Origin of the sequence: Pseudomonas sp. MAG002Y (genome assembly GCF_019400845.1) — a bacterium.
Lineage (GTDB): Bacteria > Pseudomonadota > Gammaproteobacteria > Pseudomonadales > Pseudomonadaceae > Chryseomonas > Chryseomonas luteola.
The window spans coordinates 167,544-188,297 of the sequence record NZ_WOEJ01000002.1; the positions used below are offsets into that span (position 1 = coordinate 167,544).

Genomic DNA, 20,754 nt, shown 5'->3' on the forward strand with positions numbered 1-20,754 from the left:
TCCTTAGGAGAATCGTTATGTTTGCGCACGTTCGTCCCGCCCTGGCCATGACGCTGGTCCTGAGCCTGATCACTGGAGTGGCCTACCCGCTGGTGGTCGCCGGTGTCGGACAGGCCGCCTTTGCCAGTCAGGCCAATGGAAGTCTGATTCGCAACCCGGCGGGTCAGGTCATCGGCTCGGCATTGATCGCACAGCCCTTTACCGGAAACCAATGGTTCCACCCGCGTCCCTCGGCGGGTGATTTTGCCACGGTGTCCAGCAGTGCGAGCAATCTCGCGGCATCCAACCCGGCACTGGTACAGCGAATCGCCGAGTCGCTGGGGAATGAGCAGGGCAGTGGGCCGGCGCCGCTGGCGTTGGTCATGACGTCGGGCAGCGGGCTTGACCCGGATCTGCCGCCGGAAGCCGCCCGATATCAGATTGCCCGGATAGCCCAGGCGCGCGGTATACCGGCCGATGAGCTGGAAAAACTGGTCGTCGAGCATACGGAACGCTCGCTGATCGGGCCGCCAGTGGTTAATGTGCTGCAACTTAATCTGGCCCTAGATGAGCGTACGCGATGACCGATGCCGCCGAGCGCGCCGATGCACTGCTTGCCGACCACGCCGAAGGACGTGGCCGGCTAAAGGTATTCCTGGGCGCGGCGCCCGGTGTCGGCAAGACCTACGCCATGCTCCAGGCTGCCCAGGCTTTGCAACGACAGGGTGTGGACGTGCGGATCGGCGTTGTGGAAACCCACCGACGCGCCGAGACTGAAGCCTTGGTCGCTGGTCTTGCGCAACAACCGCTACGGCGATACGACTACCGGGGCATGCACCTGGCGGAGCTGGATCTGGACGGTGTACTCGCCAATCCACCCCGGCTCGTGCTGGTCGATGAGCTGGCGCATACCAATGCGCCGGGGAGCCGCCACGCCAAGCGCTGGCAGGACATCGAAGAGCTCCTGGCCGCCGGGATCGATGTCTACACCACCGTCAACGTCCAGCATTTGGAAAGCCTGAACGATCAGGTGCGTGATGTGACCGGCGTACAGGTACGTGAAACCGTACCGGACCGTCTGTTACAGGATGCCTATGAGATCGTTCTGATCGATTTACCGCCTCGCGAGTTATTGGAGCGTCTGCGAGAGGGCAAGGTTTACGTGCCCGAACAGGCACGGGCCGCTATCGATGCCTTTTTCAGCCAGACCAACCTTACTGCCCTGCGCGAGATGGCCATGCAGACGGCAGCGGCGCGGGTCGACTCGGATCTGGCCCGGCGTTATCGCGCCCAGGGGGAGGATGCTCCGGCGCTCCTGGGGCGTCTGCTGGTAGCGGTCAACGGTGACGGCCAGGCGGAGCGGCTGGTGCGCCATGCGAGTCGAGTGGCGGAGCGCCGGCACCTGCCGTGGAGCCTGGTGCATGTCGAGACCGGGCGGACACAGGACGAGGCCGAGCGCGCCCGCCTGCAAGCCGCCCAGCGTCTGGCCGAGCGGCTCGGGGGTGAAGTGGTCATTCTGCGGGCCGGGGAGGTGGCGAAATCCCTGGTGAATTACGCCGTGGAGACACGGGCCAGCCTGTTGCTGGTCGGGCGCAGCCGGCCCACCTGGGTTCGCCGTCTGTTTGGTACGGGGCTGGCCTCGCGCTTGCTACAGTTCGAGGCGGGGCTTGAGATCAGTGTGCTGGACGCCCGCGAGGAAGTAGGCACCTCCCTGCCAAAGGTGTCCCAACGCAATGGCCGGGATTACCTGCTGGCGATCGGCGCTACTGTGGGCGCTGCCCTTCTGGCCAAGGCCGCCTCCAGCCTGCTGGAGCTTCCCAATATTTCGCTGGTGTTCCTGACCGCCGTTTTGCTGGTTGCCATTCGTAGTAGCCGTGGTCCGGCCATCCTGTGCGCGGTCCTGAGTTTTCTGACCTATAACTTTCTGTTCATCCCGCCGTTGTTCTCGTTCACCATTCAACGTGAACAGGATGTGCTGACACTCATGTTCTTTCTGTTCATGGCAACGCTCACCGGCAATCTGGCGGCCCGCCAGCGAGGGCAGCTGAACAGCCTCAGACAGGCCCAGACCGAAACCGGCGCCCTGCTGGAGCTCTCCCGCAAGCTGACGGCCGCCACTGACCGGCAGGCGGTACTGAAGGCTGCGGCGCAGCAGCTGAGTTCCACCGACATCGAGGTCTGCCTGATGAGCCGGGATAGCCATGAGCAATGGCATGTCGAGGCTGGAGCCGCTAGCGTCCTGAATGAAAGCGAGCGTGCCGCGGCTGACTGGGCGTGGAAGCACGAGCAGCCAGCGGGCCATGGAACGGATACCTTGCCCCATGGGCGCTGGTGGTGGTGGCCCCTGGCATCCGAAGAGGGCCCTCTGGCGCTGCTGGGTATTGCCTTGAAAGACGGCAGGAGCCTGAGCGCCGAGGAGCGCCGGCTGTTTGCTGCGCTGGGTCAGCCGCTGGCCCAGGCGCTGGCGCGGGCGCGTCTGGCCGAAGACCTGGAGGCTGCACGCCTGCATGGGGAAACCGAGCAGCTACGCAGCGCCTTGCTGGCCTCCGTATCGCATGACCTGCGCACCCCGCTTACCGCCATGCGCGGCTCTATCGACACATTGGCCACGCTGGGCGACAGCATCAGCGCCGAGGATCGCCAATCGCTTCTGGACACGACACGTCTCGAAGCCGAACGTTTGGATCGGTATATCCAGAACCTGCTCGACATGACCCGGTTGGGTCATGGCGGGCTGCAGCTGGCCCGCGACTGGGTCTCCCCAGGCGACGTCGTGGCCAGCGCCCTGAGCCGACTGAAGCCTGTACTGGCACCGCTGCATGTCGAAACGTCGGTTCCCCTCGATATGCCGCTGCTCTATGTGCATCCTGCCCTGATCGAACAGGCCCTGATCAACGTATTGGAAAACGCGGCGCGGTTTTCCCCGGAGCACGGGCGCCTGCGCGTTGCGGTCGAGCATGACAATAAAGAGATCCGCTTGGCTGTGAGCGACCAGGGCCCCGGTATTCCAGAGGCGGAACGTGCCCGGATTTTCGATATGTTCTACACCGCCGCACGGGGTGATAGAGGCGGACAGGGTACAGGGCTGGGATTGGCAATCTGCCAAGGCATGGTGGGCGCGCACGGCGGTCGCGTGACTGTTGATACCGGCCTTGACGGAAGGGGGGCGACCTTGACCCTGCATCTGCCGCTGCATCCACAACCGCTCGGCGACAGCGAGGGCTGAGGCGTTTCGCCTTTCAATAACGTAGCATGCGGCAAGTGTTCGCTTTTTCTGAAGGCTTCCATGACCACAAATGCACCCTTGATCCTGATCGTCGATGACGAGCCGCAGATTCGCAAATTCCTGCGCATCAGCCTGACGGCCCAAACCTATCGGGTCATCGAGGCTGCCACCGGTGCAGAAGGATTGGCCAAGACGGCACTGGAGCGGCCTGATCTGGTCGTGCTGGATCTGGGTCTGCCGGATGAAGATGGGCAGGCCATCCTCAGGGAAATTCGTGAATGGTCGTCCGTACCGGTACTTATTCTGTCGGTTCGGGCGGATGAGCAGGAAAAGGTCCGTGCACTGGATGCAGGGGCGAATGACTACGTCACCAAGCCCTTCGGCATTCAGGAGTTTCTGGCCCGGGTACGGGTATTGTTAAGGCAGGGTGTGGCCCAGCCGCAGACAGAGTCAGCCCTGAGCCTAGGAGCGCTCAAGGTAGATTTTGCCTTTCGCCGCGTCACGGTGCAGGACAGTGACATCGCCCTGACGCGCAAGGAATATGCAGTGCTTGAACACCTTGCTCGTCATCTGGGGCGTGTGGTGACCCAGCAACATCTGCTCAGGGAAATCTGGGGCCCGTCCCATGTCGAGGACACCCATTACCTACGTGTCGTGGTAGGGCACTTGCGGCAGAAACTGGGCGACGACCCTGCTGCTCCGCAGTACATCATCACCGAGCCTGGGGTGGGTTACCGGCTACGTGACAGGCACGATGCCTGAGCCCATCCCTGGGCGCTGGCGGATCACGCTTCGAGCATCTGCTCGCGACTGTACTGAAGTGCAGCCTGAGCGCGCTTGATCAGGTCCTCTTCTTCCGTCTGGGCCAAGACGGTATTGGCCAGCAGTTCGATGTTCTGCAGGTGAGTCATCTTTTCATCCCGACTTATATTGTCGAGCATGCCAAGTTCTTCGATCCGGTCTTCACACCGGGTGAGCAAGCGATTGTGAAAGTCGTACTGGGATTCGTAGTGCTTGGTACGACGGGCACGGCGAGGGGTACTGATTACCTGATCGGTACTGGGTGCTAGAGACATGATGTACTTCTCAATCATCAAATAAATCGTGGTATGGCAATATGCCATTTCCCGATCTGGTCGACCATACCCCGTACCGGTAATGGTTCATTTTGGAGATGAGCGGATACGTCTTGGGCACGTAAAGGCTCCCTTTCAATGAATGAAACGGCAGGGTAGCGATTTGAAATCATCCAATTGTCAAAAAAGTGTGAAAGACTGACCGATGGGGTTGACCTGTGTCACGAAAGAGGCACTGCCTGTATCCGGTTTCCCTCACCTCAATTCGAACCATCCAGAACGATCGACGGTCGACTTTCTTGTACGGACCCTGGTATTGACGGGTCCGGAAATCGACGTGGAGGTAGAAAGATGGTTTCCAGAATAGGCATGGTCGGACTCACCCTATGTGCCGTGCTGCTCAGTGGCTGCTTTGGCAGCTCCGATGATAAATCCAGCGAATCCAGCTCCGAGAAGGCATCCATCCAGATGCACTCGCCCCAGGACGACGCCACCGGCCAGGACAACCAGGACGCCAACAGCGGCAAGTAAGGCAATAGGGCGCGATTGAAGGTTGGCGGCCTGCCCGGCAGGTCGCCCGGAGCAGGAAGGTAAGGCATGGCGAACGCTGAGGATCTGAAACTGCTGGAAGAGCTGCTTCTGGCTCGAGGCCCGGGCGGGCAGGAGGATGAAGTCAGGCGCATCTGCCTGCGTGAACTCAAGCGCAGCTGTGATGAGGTATGGGTCGACGCGGCCGATAACGTGATCGGGGTCGTGCGGGCTACCGAGGGAATTTCCCGGGAAGAGGCTGCACAGCGCAGCGTCGTGATCATGGCGCACCAGGATGAAATCGCCATGGTCGTCAAACGCGTTAACTCTGACGGTACGTTGAGCGTCGTCGCACTGGGCGGGGCCTTTCCGGTGAACTTTGGCATGTGCCCGGTGGATATCATAGGTGAGCACGCCCTGCTGCCAGGTGTACTGTCATTCGGAACCATGCACGCCACGCCCGAGTCGCCTCAAGGAGCCGATGTGCTCAGCGGCAATGTGCAGTGGAAGGATGTGCATGTGCTTACCCGGCGCTCGAAGGATGAACTGGGCGAAGCAGGCATACGGGCTGGCACACGGGTTGTGCTGAGTCAGCATTGGCGCCAGCCCTTTAATGTTAATGACGCTATCGCAGCCCATTTTCTGGATGACCGTGCGCCTATCGTGGCGACGCTCAAGGCTGCTGCGTTGACGGCTGCGCGCCGTTCCCTCCTCAAGCGCAATGCCGTGTTTGTCTTTACGACCAAGGAGGAGGAAACCAATGGCGGTGCTCAATATGCAGCCCGAACGCTACCCGGTGAAATTGTCATTGCCGTCGAGGTGGGGCCTATCGCCGAGGAATACGATACGCAGCTTAGCGCCGACCCGATTGTGCTGACCGGTGATGAAAAAGGGTTTTACTCGAAATCCGTAACGGACGATCTGTTGCAGGCTGCCGAGCGTTGCGGACTCAATCCGCAACCGGCGCTCATGCCGGATTTTGCTTCCGATGCCAGTGCCATACTCAGTTCCGGCTCGAAAGGTAAGGCAGGGTGTATCGCCATCCCAACTGAAAATACCCATGGCTATGAGGTGGTCCTGCATGATGGTATGGATGCCTGCGCCCGAACGCTGACGGAATACCTGATCGGCAAGCCTGTGAACGGATAGTGATCCCTTAGAGAAAGGCCATTCGGAGAATGGCCTCGTGTCCACTCAGACCGATACGCTGATCCGGGACGCCTTGGACGCATCCAATGAATAGTTGCTAACGCTCTGGTACTTGCGGATCACCGTTTGTGCCAGCAGGTTAACGGCATCATTGGCGGCTGTTGATGAGGTGCTGGCTGCACTGACCGTACCAGACGTGCTGCTGTCGTCATTGTCCGTGTGCGCCATCATCGAGGCCTGCAATGCACGGCTCAATTCATCCTGACTGACTTCCCCGTTCTCGTCTTCGTCCAGTGCGGACATCAGCGACGTACTGTTAGTGTCGTCCAGAGCGGCCAGTTCGAGGGTACTGAGTGTACCGCTGGCATCAGCATCCAGGCTGACGATCAGCTCGTCGGTCAGGTCGTCGCTGTCTGCATCAGCTACCGGCAGGGGAGGCAATGGTGGTGCGAATGCACTGGTAAATTCACGTTGGCTGATGCTATCGCTGCTGTCCTGATCCATCAGGCTGAGCAGCTGGTCGACATCAATTGCCGTGCTGTCGTCACTCTCTCCGCTGCTGGAGGCGGCTGCGGTCAGCTCGCTCTGGCTGATCGAACCATCACCGTCGGCATCCAGGGCCTTGAACAGATTCTTGAGTGGGTTTTCATCATCACTCGTGGTGCTGGCGGGTACGGTGGTGCTGTTCTTGTTAGCAGTGTAACTGCTGAAATAGCTGGAATGACTGCTACCTATTCCACTGATCATGACGGGCTACCTGGCTGAGAAAGGGCTAAGGGAAGTTCTCAGGTTCAAGCTTCGCGCATGAGTATGTCGTGGGTATCGTGACTGTGTATCTGGCGAGATACACAGCGGTTAAAGGCATCATGCCGAGCGTATCGGCAGCATGATAAGGGCGGTCAGACCGCCGCCTGGGGTTTCTTCCAGGCACAACGTGCCGCCTTGGTTTTGAATGGACTCCCGCGCAATGGCAAGGCCCAGCCCCACGCCGCCGGAGTTGCGGTTACGAGAGCCTTCCAGGCGGAAAAACGGCTCGAATACTGCCTCGCGGTATTGGGCAGAAATGCCGGGACCGTGATCGCGCACCTGTATTTCTATGGAGTCAGGATGTTCCTTCAATACGATTTCGGCGCTACCCCCGTAGCGCAGTGCATTATCGAGCAGGTTGGTCAGGCATGAGCGCAGGGCCATGGCCTGGGCCCGGACAGGCTTGCACTGGCCACTCAGCGATACATCGGCTCCGTCATCCAGAGCGTTTTCCGTCAGTGATTCAGCCAACGCCTGAATATCGAACAGCACCCAGGGCTCTTCACTGCGTTGCTCGCGCAGGTACTCCAGTGTTGCGTTGAGCAGGTTAATCATGTCGTCCACATCCTGCGTTACACGGCTGCGCAGTTGAGGATCGTCGATGTCTTCCAGCCTGAGCTTTACGCGGGCCAGTGGTGTACGCAGATCATGGGAAACCGCCGCCAGCATCCGTCCGCGTTGCTGGATCTGCGCTACGATGCGTTCGCGCATCTGGTTCATCACCCGTGCCGCTTCACGGGTTTCGTGAGGGCCCGTTTCCGGTATGGGAGGGCTGTCCAGGTTATCGCTCAGGTCCTGCGCTGCCGCGGTGAGACGGCTGATAGGGCGGGTCAGCAGACGGGCGCTGATCCAGGCAGCAACCAGCAGAGTGCCTAACTGGAAGGGGAACGGTCCGCCCAACATCCAGCCAAGCTGACCTAGTGCCGAGCCCGGCGGTCCGGCAGGAGGCGGGAGCGATGGATTGGTAAAAGGCGGCGGAGGGCGAGGACCACTGAATGCTGTGATCGCGGATGGTGGTAGACGAGACTCAGCGCCTGGCGGCAGCAGGGGTGGGCCGGGCTGCCTTCCCATATAATGGAACCAGGCGAAGGCCAGCAGGTGGCCCAGTACGATGGCAATGACCAGTACGCCGAACAGACGCGCAAATAAGGTGTCCAGACGGCGCACGGGTCAGTTTCCGATTTTCTGGGCGTCGAACAGGTAGCCTTCGCCGCGCACTGTCTTGATAAGCGTTGGTGAGCGGGGGTCGTCTCCCAGCTTTTGCCTTAACCGTGAGACTTGCAGGTCGATACTCCGATCGAACGCCTCGATGGCGCGTCCACGAGTGGCATCCAGTAGCTTGTCGCGGCTGAGCACCTGACGCGGGTGATCGATAAATACCCAGAGCATTCGCACCTCGGCGTTGGATAACGGAACGACCATGCCGTCCGGTGAGTGCAGCTGGTGCCGCACTCCATCGAGCTTCCAACCATCGAAGCGGATATGCGTGCGTGCAACATTCCGGCGTACGCCTCGCGTATCCTGAGTTCTACGCAGTACGGATTGAAGACGGGCGACCAGCTCCCGTGGTTCGAAGGGTTTGGCCATGTAGTCATCGGCACCCAGCTCAAGGCCGATGATCCGGTCCATGGGTTCCGATTGGGCCGTCAGCATCAGGATGGGAATACTGCTGTCCTGACGCAGCCACCGGCACAGAGACAATCCATCTTCACCAGGCAACATCAGATCCAGAATGATGATGTCGTAGCTATTGCCGCCCAGCTTCTGCCGCATCTCAGCGCCACTGGCTACGCCGTCGACATACAGATTGAAGCGCGCCAGATAATCACCGATCAGCTCGCGCATGGGGGCGTCGTCATCGACCAGTAAGACCCTGGCCGTCCAGCGGCTGGGCTCATCGGCAACGGGCGATGCAGGAAAAGGCTGGCGGTCCATAGATACCTGGCGAAAACAAAAAGGCAGGGCCGGAATGCTAGCGAGTCGCCCTAGCGGCATCTATAGGTAGCGGCTGACCTTACCTCTTCTTTACAAACCGATACATTCGACCGATAAGAAGAACTAATGGATGGGTTTAACGTTATCAATGAGGTCGCTTGAATAAAGGCGAAAGCCAACTTCGAATAACCCCTGTTTCCAAGTACTCAAACCATGCCCGAAGGCAGGCTGGGCAAGGGCTCCAGCTATTCATGCGCTTTTGGCAGGGCGGTTTGCCAGACCGTTCTCATCGGCACTTTGCCATGCTGCCTGACACCTGATTGTCATGCTATGTCCGCCTAATGGCGCTTCGCTTGGCCGAACTCCCCGTAGCTTTCCAGACCTAAATAACTCCAACAACCGTGAATTTAGGCTTGGAAATCGCTATGGCTGACGAACAGAAAACACTCACAACCCGTCAGGGGCACCCTGTCAGTAACAACCAGAGCCTGCGCAGCGTAGGCGAGCGCGGCCCGGCTACGCTGGAAAACTATCAGTTCATCGAAAAGATTACCCATTTCGACCGCGAGCGCATCCCGGAGCGCGTCGTGCATGCCCGTGGTACGGCGGCGCATGGTTATTTCGAACCCTATGGCAAGATCGGCGACGAGCCTGCCAGCAAATACACCCGAGCCAAGGTGCTCACCAAGACCGGCGTTCAGACGCCTATCTTCCTGCGCTTCTCCACCGTGATCGGTGGCAAGGAATCGCCCGAGACAGCTCAGGACCCCCGTGGCTTCGCCATCAAGTTCTATACTGAAGACGGTAACTGGGACCTGGTCGGTAACAACCTCAAGGTCTTCTTTATCCGTGATGCGATCAAGTTTCCGGACATGATCCACGCGTTCAAGCCGGACCCTATCAGCAACCGTCAAGAGCCCTGGCGCTTCTATGACTTTGTGCAGCATCATCCTGAAGCGTTGCACATGGTGACTTGGGTCAAGAGCCCCTGGGGTCGCCCGGCTACCTACCGCAACATGCAGGGCTCCAGCGTAAACACCTACAAACTGGTGAATGACAAGGGTGAAGCGGTACTGTGTAAGTTCTCCTTCGAACCCAAGCAGGGTGTGAAGAACCTGACCAGCGAGCAGGCTGCTGAAATCCAGAAAAATGACGTAGGGCATGCCACCCGCGACCTGTACGACGCCATTGAGCGCGGTGAATTTCCCGAGTGGGAAATGTGCGTTCAGGTCATGTCCGAGGATGAGCACCTGAACCTGGACTTTGACCCACTGGATGACACCAAGCGCTGGCCGGAAGACAAGTTTCCGCTGCTGCCGGTAGGCCGAATCGTCCTGAATCGCAATCCGTCCAATGTCTTTGCCGAGACCGAGCAGTCTGCCTTTGGTACTGGCGTGCTGGTAGACGGTATCGACTTCTCCGACGACAAGATGCTGCAGGGCCGGACGCTGTCGTATTCAGATACCCAGCGTTATCGCGTAGGCGCCAACTACCTGCAACTCCCGATCAATGCGGCGAAAACAACGGTAGCCACCAACCAGCGCGACGGCTTCATGGCCTACAACGTGGATAATGGTGGAGAAAACCCCCATGTGAACTACGAGCCCAGCACTCAGGGCGGTCTGCGTGAAGCACCCAAGCCCAAGAAGGACTACCACCAGTGGGTCGAAGGGCATCTGGGACGTTATCAGACCACCAAGACCGCGGCGGATTACAAGCAGGCCGGTGACCGCTATCGCACCTTCGAGGACTGGGAGCGTGAGGACCTGATCAACAACATCACAGGCGATCTCAAGCAGTGCCCGGAAAACATCCAGCTGCGGATGATCTGGCATTTCTGGCATTGCGATCCGGATTACGGTCAGCGTCTGGCCGACGGTGTGGGTGTTGATATCGAAAAGGCCAAGGCACTGCCTCCGTTGGAAGGCCGTCCGGCACCGGGCCAGGATCTGGACGTGACCCTCTATGACACCGGCGAGCCGGAAGGGGATAGCAAAAGCAATCCCACGCAGGCCAGCGTCATAACTGACAGCGTCAAGTAATTTCCCCAAAAGGCCGTTGAGGCCTGGTTTGGCGGCTACGTCGACTCATGAGCGACGTAGCCGCTTTTTTATTCAAGCGGCAGTCCCAGCTCCTTTTCGATTTCCACCTTTGAGATGCCAAAGTGGGTCATCAGAAAAATGATCTGGCTTTCCAGCCCATGTGGCGCATCTTCGGCCTCTAACGTATCCAGCGATTCCATCTCACCTTCCTCATCCTCCGGCGCCTCGTCCGTACGAATGCTGATGACATCGGGCTGGTTGGCCCCTGACGCATCGCGAACCAGTTCATCCAGAGCCGACTCCCGAATACCAGCCTGACGGGCACGTTCCGCCAGCTCAGCCGCAACGTGCTCGATATGGGTACGTTCCGACAGCCATTGCCGAAAGCTGACGCAGGCCAGCATGGCCTCGGTGCGTTCATCGCAATAAGCCACATAGGCTTCGAAAAGCGGATGTTCGCGGTCTCCGTCCAGAACGGCTCCCAGGACATGCTCTTCACTGTTCAATGACTCGATGCTCATGCAGACCTCATCTTCGATTTGAATATGTACCTGTAAACAAGGAGGCTTGAAACAACGCGCAAGTTCAAAGCCTGTATGCAAAGTACGCAGCATAAGACGGCGAGGGTTTCATTCGTCACCGCAAGGTCGGAAAATGGTAATGACTCTTACTTGCTACGGTGAAGAGTTTTGATCCCGCGGAGCCAATATGGAATAGTGCCCGCTTTTTTTCGCCTTACCGTTAATGGCCCCATGGGCTATCAGGTCACTCATGTTCAAGCGCTCATTTCTGTCTCTCTGTCTGTTTTCCCTGGCGGTTGTTTTCGCCCAGGCGGCCCAAGCCAATCCGATCACGCTCAATGATGGCGAGCACACCCTTACCTTGCCAGAAGCACCCAAGCGTGTCGTAGCGCTGGAGTTTTCCTTTCTCGATGCGCTGGCTTCGATTCACGTTTCGCCGGTGGGCGTTGCCGATGACGGTGATGCCAGCCGCGTCCTGCCTCGCGCTCGGGAAGCCATTGGCGAGTGGACGTCTGTCGGTTTGCGCTCGCAACCCAATATCGAGGTCATTGCCCGGCTGAAGCCGGACCTCATCATTGCAGACGAGAGCCGTCATGCCGGTCTCTATGACGAACTCTCCAGCATTGCTCCTACGCTGCTGCTGCCGTCTCGCGGAGAGAATTACGAAAGCAGCCTTACCTCAGCCGAATTGATCGGCAAGGCGCTGGACCGTTCCGTGGACATGCAGGATCGTATCTCGGCCAATCGCCAGCACCTCAAGGACATTGCGGCGAATATTCCTGTCAACACCCAGGTCCTGTTTGGTGTGGCCCGGGAAGACAGCTTTTCCGTACACGGTCCTGACTCATATGCTGGCAGCGTGCTTAAGACCATTGGCCTGACGGTACCAAGCGTGCGTGCTGGCGCAGCACCGACCGAGTTCGTGAGCCTCGAACAGCTCCTGGCGCTAAACCCCGGCTGGCTGCTGGTCGGGCATTATCGCCACCCGAGTCTGGTGGATGCCTGGAGCAAACAGCCGCTGTGGCAGGCCCTCGGTGCGGTACAGGCCGGGCATGTGGCCGATGTGGACGGTAACGTCTGGGCACGCAACCGCGGCATTATGGCATCCGAGCAGATTGCCGAGGATGCGCTGAAGATCCTGACCGGCAAGGGCCAAGAGTGAGCCGTACCCTGGCGCTGTGCTTTGCTTTCGGGGCGATGAGTGCGGTAGGCCTTGGGCTGTTCTGGCTGTCGTTATCGGTCTACTCGCCCTTCGTCATTACCTGGCAGGATGCCTTTCACGGGCTGTTTTCCGGCGGTCAGGGCGGTACGCAGATTGCCTTTGTTGTTGCGCAGCTGCGTGTGCCCCGAGCAATGGCGGCTGCCCTGGTAGGGGCTGCATTGGCCATGGCGGGCGCACTCATGCAGGGTATTACCCGCAATGAGCTGGCATCGCCTTCTCTGTTTGGTGTCACGGCGGGAGCGGCGCTGGGGCTGGCGCTCTTTTCAACCGGATTGGTGGCGCTGCCATTGCCGGGCGGCGCCATGATCATGACCTTGCTGGGCGGTGCGTTTGCCTGGGGGATCGTGTTCAGCCTGGGCAAGGCGTGGTCGGTGGGGGATACCCAGGGCCGTCTGGTACTGGCCGGTGTGATTGTCGCGGCGCTGTGTGCGGCATTGACACGGCTGACCATCATTCTGGTCGAAGATCAGGCGCAGAATGTCCTGAACTGGCTGGCAGGCTCCTTTGCCAACGTCACTTACAGCCAGGTTGGACTGCTGTGGCCTGCCGTGCTGGTCGGCAGCGTCCTGGCGCTGGCCTGCGCGCCCCGGCTCAATCTCATCAACCTGGGTGATGACGCGGCCCGCTCGCTGGGTGTTCGGCTTGCCGGGCTGCGGCTGCTGGTCTTTGCGGTCAGCCTGTTGCTGGTAGGCGCGAGCGTCTGTGCTATCGGGCCGATCGGCTTTGTCGGTCTGGTCGCGCCCAACATGGCCCGCTACTGGCTGGGGCACGATTACCGTGTGCTGGTGCCCGCCAGTGCCGCTCTTGGCGCGGTCATCGTTCTGGCCTCCGATATCCTGGCTCGCGCAGTGGCGTTTCCGGCTGAAACGCCAGCTGGTGTAGTGACGGCTCTGGTGGGGGCGCCGTTTTTCCTATGGCTGGCGAGGCGCTCCCGATGAGCCGTCCTGCCGCTAGCCTGATCGCGCTTATTGCCGTATTGCTCGTCGTCTGCCTGGCGAGTCTGTGCATCGGCACGCAATGGTTGAGCCCTGTCGAGGCGATCCAGCACGTTATCGCCCATGACGCGCAGGACTTTCTTGTCTGGCGGCATCGTCTGCCGCGAACATTGATCGCTGTGCTGGCCGGAGGAAGCTTTGCCCTGGCAGGCGCGTTGGTGCAGGGCGTGATTCGCAACCCGCTCGCTTCACCCGAGATCCTGGGGGTAACCCAGGGGGCGGGGCTGGCATTAACCATCGCGCTGATCTATTTCCCTGCGCTTTCGCTTGTCTGGCTACCCGGGGTAGCCTGCCTTGGGGGTGCGCTTGGCGCAGGTGCCCTGGCACTCTACAGTGCCGGGCGATCTTTTTCCGGGGTACGTTTTGCGTTATCGGGTGTGGCGATCTCACTCACCCTTGGCAGCGTGATCGAGTTTCTGATCCTGTCTCACCCTCTTAACATCAATACCGCCCTGCTAGCCCTGACCGGTAGCCTGTGGAGCCGCACCTGGTACCATGTTGGACTGGCCGTACCGCTGCTGGCAGGGCTGCCCTTGGCGCTTATGCTGGCTAAGCCTCTCAATCTGATTGGGTTGGGCGATGAAGCCGCTTCGGGACTGGGGGTTCGCCTGGGCCCAGCACGACTCGCCGTGCTGGTACTGGCCGTGATCCTGACGAGTCTGGGCGTAGCGATCATCGGGCCGGTCAGCTTTATCGGTCTGGTCGCACCGCATCTTGCGCGCCGCCTGATCGGTGGCCGTCATCAGTGGCTACTGCCAGCAAGCGCCATTGTAGGGGCCATTCTGCTGGTACTGGCCGATACCTTGGGGCGAGGACTGATCCCACCGGTTGAGATTCCAGCCGGTATTCTCACGGCCATCATTGGCGCGCCGTATTTTCTATGGCTGCTCACGCGGCTCAAGGGGTGACTCCATGCTCGAAGCAGTCGCATTGACACTGGGATATGGCAGCAAGGCCATTGTCGACACGCTTCACTTCAAGGCACCTGCCGGCCAGGTGACAGCCTTGATCGGCCCCAACGGCTGCGGCAAGTCGACCTTGCTCAAGGCCTTTGCCCGAGTGCTGGCACCCACGCAGGGCGAAATAAGGTTGGGCGGTAGGGCGTATGCCTCTCTGTCTGCGAAGGAGATCGCTCGGCAGGTTGCCTTTCTGCCGCAAGTGTTGCCTGTGCCAGAGGGGGTGACGGTCGAACAGCTGGTGGGCTACGGCCGTAGCCCGCATAACGGCCTTTGGGGACGTCTGCGCCAGATGGACAAACCCCATGTGGAAGCTGCGCTTGAACGCATGGGGCTTGGCGAGCTGCGTGGTCGGCTGCTGGCGGACCTTTCCGGTGGCCAGCGTCAGCGCGCCTGGCTGGCCATGGTATTGGCGCAGGATGCATCCGTGGTTCTGCTGGACGAACCCACAACCTATCTGGACATCTGCCATCAGGTCGAGCTGCTCGAACTGATGCAGTCGCTTGCAGGGGAGGGCAAGACCGTAATTACCGTACTGCACGACCTGAATCAGGCCTGCCGTTATGCTGATCACTTGGCTGTGATGAAACAGGGTGCCCTGCAAGCGCTCGGCTCACCTCACGAGGTTATCAACCCTGCTTTGGTGAAAGAGGTGTTTGGCGTCCGGGTACAGGTCATGAAAGAGCCCTGCGCCGGCACCCCGATGTGCGTCATCGAAGGTGTAGCCTAAAACAGGGTATCGGCAGATGGGGTCGCCTAGATGGGGTCGCCTAGACGGGGTCGCCTAGACGAGATCGTCTGGACAGCGCCCATAAGGTGGTGATTCCGGTCTGTACTCTAAGCGGTCAGGTTATGAGCCGTCTGCGCATCGGCCAGAATATCCCTGAGCCGTTCGGCAAGCTGCATCAGCCTGACCGGCTTCATAAGTACTACGATCCGGTTGGCCTTATCCAGATCATTGTTGCAGGGATAGCCTGACACGATCATGGCGGGCAGGTGTGGCCGCCGCGCCCGCAACTGATCGATCAGCTCTCGTCCATTCATACCGGGCATGGACAGGTCTGTGACCACCGCATCAGCGGCGTCTCGGGCATCGGCTTCAAGCGCTGCCAGGGCATTGTTCGCGACGGTTACGCGATAACCGCTGGCCTCCAGAAAACCTTCAAACAACATGGCAATTTGCGTGTCGTCATCTACTACCAGAATGTGTTGCATGTATTCCTCAGACTGAACACAAGGCGTCAAGGCGTGGAAGAAGGCTTGTCACGCTTGAACACCGCATGGATATGGTCCACCAGCTCGTTACGGCGATAGGGTTTACTCAGAACGTTCATCGAAGCGTCTCTAACGCTCTGGTTGGCCAGCTCATCCATGTATCCCGTGGCAAGCAGGACAGGGAGGTTAGGCAGCCGCTGCCTGACACGCTCTACAAGTACCAGGCCATTCATGCCTCCCGGCATGATCACATCCGTAAATAATAGATCGACCTTTCCATGGCGGTCGAGCAGCTGAAGTGCTTCCTCGCCGCTCTGGGCCGAGAGCACCGTATAACCCAGCGAACTCAAGTAATCCTCAGTTACCCGACGTACATCTTCACTGTCCTCTACAAGCAGAATGGTGCCCGACTCTGAAGGCTGTGTTGAGGCGCGAAATGACTGCTGGTGCGAAGAAAAAGCCTGCTCCTGCGTAATCGGGAAAATCATGCGTACGGCCGTCCCCTTGCCCTGTTCGCTTTCGATTTCCAGGCGTCCATTGGATTGCTGAACGAAACCGTGAACCATGGCCAGCCCCAATCCGGTGCCTGGCGCCTTGGTCGTAAAGAAAGGCTCTGTTGCACGGCGAATCACTTCGGGGGACATGCCTTCGCCTTCATCGATGACACAAATCACCACATACCCACCCGGAGGCAGGTGGTGCACATCAATGCGCTCACGGTTGGTTATCGTGGCTGTTCCAATCGTCACCTTGCCGCCCTTGGGCATGGCATCGCGTGCGTTGATGAGCACATTGAGCAGGGCCATCTCCATATGCGTTGGGTCGATCGTGCAATAAGGCAGGCCTGGTTTGAGGTCCAGGCGCAGATCGATTCGCTCGCCCAACGCCCGCACCAGCATTTCGCTGAAATCGACGATCAGGGCGTTCAGGTTAAGGCGTTTGGGTTCGAGCCGTTGTTTGCGAGCAAAGGCCAGCAGCTGTTGCGTCAGCTTGCCGCCCCGTTCGGCCGCTTGTTGTGCGTTCTCAATGGCCTGAGAGAGGATCGGATGGGTATGTGCGTACTGACCCGCCAGTTCGAGGTTGCCCGTAATGACTTGTAGAAGATTATTGAAGTCATGGGCCAGCCCCGCGGTGAGTTGCCCGATAGCCTCCATCTTCTGTGCCTGCCGAAACGAGTTTTCGGTGAGCCGCCGCTGGGTGATATCCATCTGCGAGGCAAACCAGTAGAGCAACTTGCCGTTCTGATCCGACACCGGCCCCATGAACAGCGCATTCCAGAAAGGCGTTCCGTCAGCTTTGTAGTTGAGAATGTCTACAGCCACTGCGCGATGTTCACTCAAGGCAGTGCGGATTTCGGCAACCGTAGTCTGGTCGGTCTGCTCGCCTTGAAGGAGGCGACAATTGCGACCCAGGATGTCTTTTTCAGTATATTGCGTCAGGTCCATAAACGCCTTGTTGGCGAATACGATGGGCGTATCAGGCTGATTGGGATCGCAGACGACCATCGGCATGCGGGTCATCTGCACCGCGGCAAAAAAGATATTGTTACGTTCATCAAGGCCTGTGTGAGTAACGTAACCTGCCTGCCAATGGTTTTCGCCGGGATTGCCCAAGGGGTTATAGGCATTGCCTTCCAGCTCGCCGGACGCCGGTACGCCTGCGCTTTGGCCGTCGCCTTCAACCTTAATCGCCTGTTCACGTTCGAAATCGCTTTTGCCCAGGACCATGCTCGCTTCCCATATGAAATACAAACCCGTCGGAGAAAGGCAGAACGGCATTCCTGGCTATTGTCATGATAGGGTCTGTCGCTGTCCTGACGTCGATGCCTTAGCTACTCTTAAATGGACTTTAAGCGGCTCGATTGGGTTTCATGCCTTACCCTTCCGTTGATCACATCAGGGCTTCTGGAATCATGCCGTATTTATCGCTGTGCTTTTGGGCGCGCCGGGCTTCAGCGCTGCGGCGGCGAGACCTGTCGGTTATTCTGGGAGTCCTCATCGCCTCGGTTGAATATGCTCAGGCGTTCGAGCGTAAACCGATGCAGGTGGGCATTCATACGGTCACGGTCGAGGTTGCCGATACCGCTAGTAAGCGTGAGCAGGGGCTCATGCACCGGCATCAGTTGCCAGAAATGCACGGCATGCTGTTTGTGTTCGATGAACCCAAGAAAGTGTGCTTCTGGATGCACGACACGATACTGCCGCTCTCGATTGCCTTTCTCAATGCGCGAGGCCGTATCGTCGATATTCAGGATATGGAGCCGTTAAGCGAGGACTTGCACTGTGCGCCGTTCGAGGTCACGCATGCGCTGGAAATGAACAAGGGATGGTTCAGGCGGCAGGGCGTCAAGACAGGCGATCAGGTACAGGGTTTATAGCGTCTGGCTAGCGTCAGACGCCTAAAGGTTCCTGCAACGCGTTGGCGGTCCCTCATGCTGGGCGTGGAGCACGCCGCTCCGACCGCAGGAGCGGCGTCACTGTATCAGCCGAACTGTAGGCCGTAACCCCAGAGCAGTACCGTCATCGCCATCAGCAGTTCCAGCACGAGCACGCCAATGGCCAGTGTCGAGCCTGACATGATGAAGCCTTCACGGCGATCGATATTCAGAAAGTTCGGGATACCTACATAGAGCAGGTAGGCGGTATAGCAGAGCCCGGCAATCCCGGCCAATGCACACAGCCAGACCAGCGGGTAAAGCGCAACAAGGCCGCTTAAAAACATAGGCGTAGCAATGTAACCTGCAAAGACTACGCAGCGTTCCTTGCTGGGCCGGTCAGGATAGCGCCGTGCCAGCCAGTGAATCACACTGCCCATCACGTAAACGGCACCCAGCATCAAGGCGTAGGACATTACCCCTATCGTGAAGGCTGTCCAGGGTGACAGGCGAAGAAGATGGTTACCGCCAAAGCTCCAACCCAGTTGGGTCGTGCCAATAAAGGCGCAGACTGCTGGAATCGCAGCCAACCAGAGGATGTGATGCGCATACGCATGGGAAACTGACTCCCTCTCGTTATCGATCTGCTTCCATTCACGATCAGGATGGGCCAGAAGGCCCCAAACGTGATTGATCATGACACACCTCACTTTCGCCGAAGGACGCTATCGGCGAAACGTTGTAGGTCCTCCGCAGCAGGCCGCTGCGAGAGGTGCGGCCTGTTTTCAGTATAGAAAGTCAAAATGCTTGGTCAGGTCGTTGCTATGAGCATTTGGTCATAAGTAATAAACCTTAAAGATCAAACCGAAATGAAGAGATCGGCCACCTGCTTACTGACCGATGAATGGTCTACCTGAGCTGGGCTAGGCGCCATAGAGCCGATAGATGGTAAGGCCTGATGTCAGGTCGCTATCAGGAAGTTTGATTTGCCTCTCACTTTGAAAGTGTGCGCTGGAACTCAACCTCCTCGCTCTGGATCATAGGCCGATCCCGCCATGCAATCGGCGACCCTTCGCCCGCCCAATCAAGCGTGGGCACAGACCTTACCGAGTGACGGATCACAGCATGCGCTATTTGTGTTCAACTTTATTGACTTCATGGCTGCTGGCCTCGCCCGCGTGGGCCATGGCAGAGCAAGGCAAGGAAACCTCCCTGATCAGCAAGGCTGATCAAACGAGCCTCACAGAAAAGCCTCGTGCCAAGCGTAAGGGCGGTGTTCGTCTCCTGACATTGAACACCAAATCAGGCAAAGCGCTGGAAGTCCGCAATGATATGGACGTACCCGTAACGGTGACGGTGCGCTTGAGCCGGACTGTCAATGTAGGCGGGGTTGGTAATGACGTGATTCGCCAGACGGTCCCAGCCAATAGTCAGCTTCGCGTGGCCACGCTACAGAAACGTCAGCAGGGCTTCCCGATGCACTATGACCAGGCGTTCAGCTTTTCTCCTCATTTCGCACCAGGCAGTGGCGGCGGGCTGGGCAACCCTAACAGTTTGGCCAGTATTACGGCTGGCTACGCCTATTCCTTGCCCTGGCAGGGCGGTCCGTTCTTCATCAGCCAGGGCGCGAACGGTGACTTCAGCCACCATACGCCCAAAGGCCGTTATGCCGTGGATGTCGCCATGCCTGAAGGCACGCCCGTCGTAGCGGCGCGTAGCGGTACTGTCATCGAGATCCAGAATCGCCAGTTCGGGCATGGACCGAGTCCGTCAGGCAACTTTGTTCGTATCCAGCATGATGATGGTACGCAGAGTGCCTATCTGCATCTCAAGCGTGGCTCGGTTGTCGTAAGGGAAGGGCAGAAGGTTACGACAGGCACACCCTTGGCGCAGTCGGGCAATACCGGACGCAGTACCGGGCCGCACCTGCATTTCGTGGTTCAGCAGGGCGAGGGGGATGCGCTGGTGTCCATTCCTTTCCGCTTCGCCAGACCTGTAGGCGAGTTGCCCAACTTCGCGCTGGGCGGGCAGTAAACATCGCATGGCGGGGCCCGCTTGCCCCGCCTGCCTATCAGCGTGAAACGATCAGACGAACGCCCAGCGCGACGAAAATGCCGCCTGCGACTCGATCGAGCCATAGCCCAATACGGGGCTTTCGCTGCAGCCATTGCCCGGCTGCGCCCGAGAAGTACCCCAACAGACCAAACAGCACCGCCGCCTGAAGTGTGAACAGTACGCCCAGCTGCAGGATTTGCAGACTGGCATGACCCTGTTCGGCAATCACGAACTGCGGCAAAAAGGACAGGAAGAACAGCACGACTTTTGGATTGATCGCATTGGCGAACAGACCTTTGAAGAACAGCTTGCTCAGCGACTCATCAATCTGAACATCATTGTTGATACGCGTCTGCCCGGTACTACGCAGCGCCTGGATACCAAGCCATATCAGGTAGAGCCCGCCGGCAATCTTGAGGGCAGTGAAGGCTGTGGCCGAGGCGGCAATCAGCGCACTGACGCCCAGCGCGGCTAAGGCGGTGTGCGCCAGACAGCCGAGTGCGCAGCCAAAGCCAAATACCATGCCGCGCAGGCGCCCTTTGGAGACGCCAATACCTAGAACCATCAAATTGTCTGGACCCGGTGAGGCGGTGATCAAAAGAGCCAAGGCCAGAAAGCTTAAGAATTGCTCAGGTGAGAGCATGTGAATCATCTCTTCTCGTAATGGGGAGCAA

21 protein-coding genes are annotated in these 20,754 nt (G+C 58.9%); 12 read left to right on the forward strand and 9 right to left on the reverse strand.

Annotation, left to right across the window (positions count from 1 at the left end; translation table 11 throughout):
• Positions 1 to 17: 17 nt before the first annotated feature.
• Genes kdpC through GM154_RS03755 form a run of 3 tightly spaced genes read left to right on the forward strand, consistent with a single transcriptional unit; the run spans position 18 to position 3,967 of the window.
• Positions 18 to 563 carry a potassium-transporting ATPase subunit KdpC gene (kdpC, locus tag GM154_RS03745; RefSeq protein ID WP_219651040.1) on the forward strand — a complete coding sequence of 182 codons (546 nt, stop codon included), beginning with the start codon at positions 18 to 20 and terminating at the stop codon, positions 561 to 563.
• On the forward strand, positions 560 to 3,205 hold the full coding sequence (locus GM154_RS03750) for a sensor histidine kinase KdpD (protein WP_219651041.1): 2,646 nt from the start codon (positions 560 to 562) through the stop codon (positions 3,203 to 3,205). The genes kdpC and GM154_RS03750 overlap by 4 nt, the downstream gene beginning before the upstream one ends.
• Positions 3,206 to 3,265: 60 nt before the next feature.
• Positions 3,266 to 3,967, forward strand: a complete 702-nt coding sequence (locus tag GM154_RS03755; RefSeq protein WP_219651042.1) for a response regulator — start codon at positions 3,266 to 3,268, stop codon at positions 3,965 to 3,967.
• Between the two features lie 23 nt (positions 3,968 to 3,990).
• On the opposite strand, the gene GM154_RS03760 is transcribed toward GM154_RS03755, so the two are convergent.
• Complete coding sequence (locus GM154_RS03760; protein WP_010795806.1) at positions 3,991 to 4,281, reverse strand: hypothetical protein; 291 nt, start codon at positions 4,279 to 4,281, stop codon at positions 3,991 to 3,993.
• A gap of 351 nt (positions 4,282 to 4,632) precedes the next feature.
• Here GM154_RS03760 and GM154_RS03765 point away from each other — a divergent pair, with 351 nt between their 5' ends.
• Positions 4,633 to 4,812, forward strand: coding sequence for a hypothetical protein (locus GM154_RS03765; protein WP_074822038.1), 180 nt, complete (start codon positions 4,633 to 4,635; stop codon positions 4,810 to 4,812).
• Between the two features lie 66 nt (positions 4,813 to 4,878).
• A complete protein-coding gene (locus GM154_RS03770) occupies positions 4,879 to 5,958 on the forward strand; it encodes a M42 family peptidase (RefSeq protein ID WP_219651043.1) in 1,080 nt (359 codons plus the stop codon).
• A gap of 45 nt (positions 5,959 to 6,003) precedes the next feature.
• Here GM154_RS03770 and xopAW read toward each other — a convergent pair whose 3' ends face one another.
• The 3 genes from xopAW to GM154_RS03785 form a co-directional block, all read right to left on the reverse strand.
• Entirely contained in the window at positions 6,004 to 6,705 is a 702-nt protein-coding gene (gene xopAW, locus GM154_RS03775) for a XopAW family type III secretion system calcium-binding effector (RefSeq protein ID WP_219651044.1), read from the reverse strand.
• Positions 6,706 to 6,822: 117 nt separating this feature from the next.
• The gene (locus GM154_RS03780; RefSeq protein ID WP_219651045.1) at positions 6,823 to 7,932 is read right to left on the reverse strand and encodes a cell wall metabolism sensor histidine kinase WalK; all 1,110 of its coding nucleotides are present in this window, start codon (positions 7,930 to 7,932) and stop codon (positions 6,823 to 6,825) included.
• 3 nt (positions 7,933 to 7,935) lie between these two features.
• Positions 7,936 to 8,700 (reverse strand): response regulator, encoded by a 765-nt coding sequence (locus tag GM154_RS03785; RefSeq protein WP_073450417.1) that lies wholly within the window; start codon positions 8,698 to 8,700, stop codon positions 7,936 to 7,938.
• A gap of 425 nt (positions 8,701 to 9,125) precedes the next feature.
• On the opposite strand from GM154_RS03785, the gene GM154_RS03790 reads away from it, so the two are divergent.
• Positions 9,126 to 10,742, forward strand: a complete 1,617-nt coding sequence (locus GM154_RS03790; RefSeq protein ID WP_219651046.1) for a catalase — start codon at positions 9,126 to 9,128, stop codon at positions 10,740 to 10,742.
• Positions 10,743 to 10,810: 68 nt separating this feature from the next.
• Here the strand turns inward: GM154_RS03790 and GM154_RS03795 are convergent, their stop codons facing one another.
• Complete coding sequence (locus tag GM154_RS03795) at positions 10,811 to 11,263, reverse strand: hypothetical protein (protein ID WP_010795799.1); 453 nt, start codon at positions 11,261 to 11,263, stop codon at positions 10,811 to 10,813.
• 250 nt (positions 11,264 to 11,513) lie between these two features.
• Here GM154_RS03795 and GM154_RS03800 point away from each other — a divergent pair, with 250 nt between their 5' ends.
• The 4 genes from GM154_RS03800 to fecE are packed head-to-tail and all read left to right on the forward strand — an operon-like array spanning position 11,514 to position 15,166.
• Positions 11,514 to 12,425 carry a Fe(3+) dicitrate ABC transporter substrate-binding protein gene (locus GM154_RS03800; RefSeq protein ID WP_219651047.1) on the forward strand — a complete coding sequence of 304 codons (912 nt, stop codon included), beginning with the start codon at positions 11,514 to 11,516 and terminating at the stop codon, positions 12,423 to 12,425.
• 35 nt (positions 12,426 to 12,460) lie between these two features.
• Entirely contained in the window at positions 12,461 to 13,423 is a 963-nt protein-coding gene (gene fecC / locus GM154_RS03805; protein WP_219651190.1) for an iron-dicitrate ABC transporter permease FecC, read from the forward strand.
• Positions 13,420 to 14,388, forward strand: a complete 969-nt coding sequence (locus GM154_RS03810; protein WP_219651048.1) for an iron chelate uptake ABC transporter family permease subunit — start codon at positions 13,420 to 13,422, stop codon at positions 14,386 to 14,388. The genes fecC and GM154_RS03810 overlap by 4 nt, the downstream gene beginning before the upstream one ends.
• A 4-nt stretch (positions 14,389 to 14,392) precedes the next feature.
• Positions 14,393 to 15,166, forward strand: a complete 774-nt coding sequence (gene fecE, locus GM154_RS03815) for a Fe(3+) dicitrate ABC transporter ATP-binding protein FecE (RefSeq protein ID WP_219651049.1) — start codon at positions 14,393 to 14,395, stop codon at positions 15,164 to 15,166.
• A 107-nt stretch (positions 15,167 to 15,273) separates the two neighbouring features.
• On the opposite strand, the gene GM154_RS03820 is transcribed toward fecE, so the two are convergent.
• Both GM154_RS03820 and GM154_RS03825 read right to left on the reverse strand, forming a co-directional pair.
• Positions 15,274 to 15,651, reverse strand: a complete 378-nt coding sequence (locus GM154_RS03820; protein WP_219651050.1) for a response regulator — start codon at positions 15,649 to 15,651, stop codon at positions 15,274 to 15,276.
• Positions 15,652 to 15,677: 26 nt separating this feature from the next.
• On the reverse strand, positions 15,678 to 17,378 hold the full coding sequence (locus tag GM154_RS03825) for a histidine kinase famiy protein (protein ID WP_219651051.1): 1,701 nt from the start codon (positions 17,376 to 17,378) through the stop codon (positions 15,678 to 15,680).
• Between the two features lie 143 nt (positions 17,379 to 17,521).
• Here GM154_RS03825 and GM154_RS03830 point away from each other — a divergent pair, with 143 nt between their 5' ends.
• Entirely contained in the window at positions 17,522 to 18,028 is a 507-nt protein-coding gene (locus GM154_RS03830) for a DUF192 domain-containing protein (RefSeq protein WP_258019706.1), read from the forward strand.
• A gap of 104 nt (positions 18,029 to 18,132) precedes the next feature.
• Here GM154_RS03830 and GM154_RS03835 read toward each other — a convergent pair whose 3' ends face one another.
• Entirely contained in the window at positions 18,133 to 18,723 is a 591-nt protein-coding gene (locus GM154_RS03835; protein ID WP_010795791.1) for a Yip1 family protein, read from the reverse strand.
• A 427-nt stretch (positions 18,724 to 19,150) separates the two neighbouring features.
• On the opposite strand from GM154_RS03835, the gene GM154_RS03840 reads away from it, so the two are divergent.
• On the forward strand, positions 19,151 to 20,059 hold the full coding sequence (locus GM154_RS03840; protein WP_219651052.1) for a M23 family metallopeptidase: 909 nt from the start codon (positions 19,151 to 19,153) through the stop codon (positions 20,057 to 20,059).
• 37 nt (positions 20,060 to 20,096) lie between these two features.
• Here the strand turns inward: GM154_RS03840 and GM154_RS03845 are convergent, their stop codons facing one another.
• Positions 20,097 to 20,723 carry a LysE family translocator gene (locus tag GM154_RS03845; RefSeq protein WP_037030507.1) on the reverse strand — a complete coding sequence of 209 codons (627 nt, stop codon included), beginning with the start codon at positions 20,721 to 20,723 and terminating at the stop codon, positions 20,097 to 20,099.
• Positions 20,724 to 20,754: the final 31 nt, after the last annotated feature.